At 57.4% G+C, this 3,277-nt stretch carries 1 rRNA gene; it reads right to left on the bottom strand.

Going from position 1 to position 3,277, the window contains the following annotated elements:
* Nucleotides 1-22: 22 nt before the first annotated feature.
* Nucleotides 23-3,142 (bottom strand): 23S ribosomal RNA (locus SRB17_RS44980).
* Nucleotides 3,143-3,277: the final 135 nt, after the last annotated feature.

Genomic DNA, 3,277 nt, shown 5'->3' with positions numbered 1-3,277 from the left:
AACACAGTGGACGCGAGCAACTGAGGACAAGCCCTCGGCCTATTAGTACCGGTCACCTCCACCAGTTACCTGGCTTCCAGATCCGGCCTATCAACCCAGTCGTCTACTGGGAGCCTTACCCCATCAAGTGGGTGGGAGTCCTCATCTCGAAGCAGGCTTCCCGCTTAGATGCTTTCAGCGGTTATCCCTCCCGAACGTAGCCAACCAGCCATGCCCTTGGCAGAACAACTGGCACACCAGAGGTTCGTCCGTCCCGGTCCTCTCGTACTAGGGACAGCCCTTCTCAAGACTCCTACGCGCACAGCGGATAGGGACCGAACTGTCTCACGACGTTCTAAACCCAGCTCGCGTACCGCTTTAATGGGCGAACAGCCCAACCCTTGGGACCGACTCCAGCCCCAGGATGCGACGAGCCGACATCGAGGTGCCAAACCATCCCGTCGATATGGACTCTTGGGGAAGATCAGCCTGTTATCCCCGGGGTACCTTTTATCCGTTGAGCGACGGCGCTTCCACAAGCCACCGCCGGATCACTAGTCCCGACTTTCGTCCCTGCTCGACCCGTCGGTCTCACAGTCAAGCTCCCTTGTGCACTTACACTCAACACCTGATTGCCAACCAGGCTGAGGGAACCTTTGGGCGCCTCCGTTACTCTTTAGGAGGCAACCGCCCCAGTTAAACTACCCATCAGACACTGTCCCTGATCCGGATCACGGACCCAGGTTAGACATCCAGCACGACCAGACTGGTATTTCAACGACGACTCCACACACACTGGCGTGCATGCTTCACAGTCTCCCAGCTATCCTACACAAGCCGAACCGAACACCAATATCAAACTGTAGTAAAGGTCCCGGGGTCTTTCCGTCCTGCTGCGCGAAACGAGCATCTTTACTCGTAGTGCAATTTCACCGGGCCTATGGTTGAGACAGTCGAGAAGTCGTTACGCCATTCGTGCAGGTCGGAACTTACCCGACAAGGAATTTCGCTACCTTAGGATGGTTATAGTTACCACCGCCGTTTACTGGCGCTTAAGTTCTCAGCTTCGCCCACCCGAAAGTGAGCTAACCGGTCCCCTTAACGTTCCAGCACCGGGCAGGCGTCAGTCCGTATACATCGCCTTACGGCTTCGCACGGACCTGTGTTTTTAGTAAACAGTCGCTTCTCGCTGGTCTCTGCGGCCACCCCCAGCTCACCGTGCAAAACGGATCACCAAGCGTGGCCCCCCTTCTCCCGAAGTTACGGGGGCATTTTGCCGAGTTCCTTAACCATAGTTCACCCGAACGCCTCGGTATTCTCTACCTGACCACCTGAGTCGGTTTAGGGTACGGGCCGCCATGAAACTCGCTAGAGGCTTTTCTCGACAGCATAGGATCATCCACTTCACCACAATCGGCTCGGCATCGGGTCTCACCCTGCATGAGTGGCGGATTTGCCTACCACTCGGGCTACACCCTTACCCCGGGACAACCACCGCCCGGGATGGACTACCTTCCTGCGTCACCCCATCACTCACCTACTACCACCTTGGTCCGGCGGCTCCACCACTTTCCTTTCCCCGAAGGGTCCGGAACGGCTTCACGGCCTTAGCATTAATGGGCTCGATGTTTGACGCTTCACAGCGGGTACCGGAATATCAACCGGTTATCCATCGACTACGCCTGTCGGCCTCGCCTTAGGTCCCGACTTACCCTGGGCAGATCAGCTTGACCCAGGAACCCTTAGTCAATCGGCGCACACGTTTCTCACGTGTGAATCGCTACTCATGCCTGCATTCTCACTCGTCAACCGTCCACGACTACCTTCCAGTGCCGCTTCACCCGGCAGACGACGCTCCCCTACCCATCCATACAGGCGTTGGCCCTTTATGCTGCAATGACACGACTTCGGCGGTACGCTTGAGCCCCGCTACATTGTCGGCGCGGAATCACTAGACCAGTGAGCTATTACGCACTCTTTCAAGGGTGGCTGCTTCTAAGCCAACCTCCTGGTTGTCTGTGCGACTCCACATCCTTTCCCACTTAGCGTACGCTTAGGGGCCTTAGTCGATGCTCTGGGCTGTTTCCCTCTCGACCATGGAGCTTATCCCCCACAGTCTCACTGCCGCGCTCTCACTTACCGGCATTCGGAGTTTGGCTAAGGTCAGTAACCCGGTAGGGCCCATCGCCTATCCAGTGCTCTACCTCCGGCAAGAAACACACGACGCTGCACCTAAATGCATTTCGGGGAGAACCAGCTATCACGGAGTTTGATTGGCCTTTCACCCCTAACCACAGGTCATCCCCCAGGTTTTCAACCCTGGTGGGTTCGGTCCTCCACGAAGTCTTACCTCCGCTTCAACCTGCCCATGGCTAGATCACTCCGCTTCGGGTCTTGAGCGTGCTACTGAAGCGCCCTGTTCGGACTCGCTTTCGCTACGGCTTCCCCACCCGGGTTAACCTCGCAACACACCGCAAACTCGCAGGCTCATTCTTCAAAAGGCACGCAGTCACGAGAAGCACCAAAATGCTTCCGACGCTCCCACGGCTTGTAGGCACACGGTTTCAGGTACTATTTCACTCCCCTCCCGGGGTACTTTTCACCATTCCCTCACGGTACTATCCGCTATCGGTCACCAGGGAATATTTAGGCTTAGCGGGTGGTCCCGCCAGATTCACACGGGATTTCTCGGGCCCCGTGCTACTTGGGTGTCTCTCAAACGAGCCGCTGACGTTTCGACTACGGGGGTCTTACCCTCTACGCCGGACCTTTCGCATGTCCTTCGCCTACATCAACGGTTTCTGACTCGTCCTGTCGCCGGCAGACGACAGAAGAGAGATCCCACAACCCCCACGACGCAACCCCTGCCGGGTCTCACACGTCGTAGGTTTGGCCTCATCCGGTTTCGCTCGCCACTACTCCCGGAATCACGGTTGTTTTCTCTTCCTGCGGGTACTGAGATGTTTCACTTCCCCGCGTTCCCTCCACACTGCCTATGTGTTCAGCAGTGGGTGACAGCCCATGACGACTGCCGGGTTTCCCCATTCGGAAACCCCCGGATCAAAGCCTGGTTGACGACTCCCCGGGGACTATCGCGGCCTCCCACGTCCTTCATCGGTTCCTGGTGCCAAGGCATCCACCGTGCGCCCTTAAAAACTTGGCCACAGATGCTCGCGTCCACTGTGCAGTTCTCAAACAACGACCAGCCACCCATCACCCCGAACCAATGGCTCGAGTGCACTGGGGCCGGCAGCTGAGGAAAGTTCGTTCCCTCAGACACCCAACAGCGTGCCCGGCC

Source organism: Streptomyces sp. RB17 (assembly GCF_009604455.1).
GTDB lineage: Bacteria > Actinomycetota > Actinomycetes > Streptomycetales > Streptomycetaceae > Streptomyces.
This window is presented reverse-complemented; position numbering and strand designations above follow the sequence as displayed.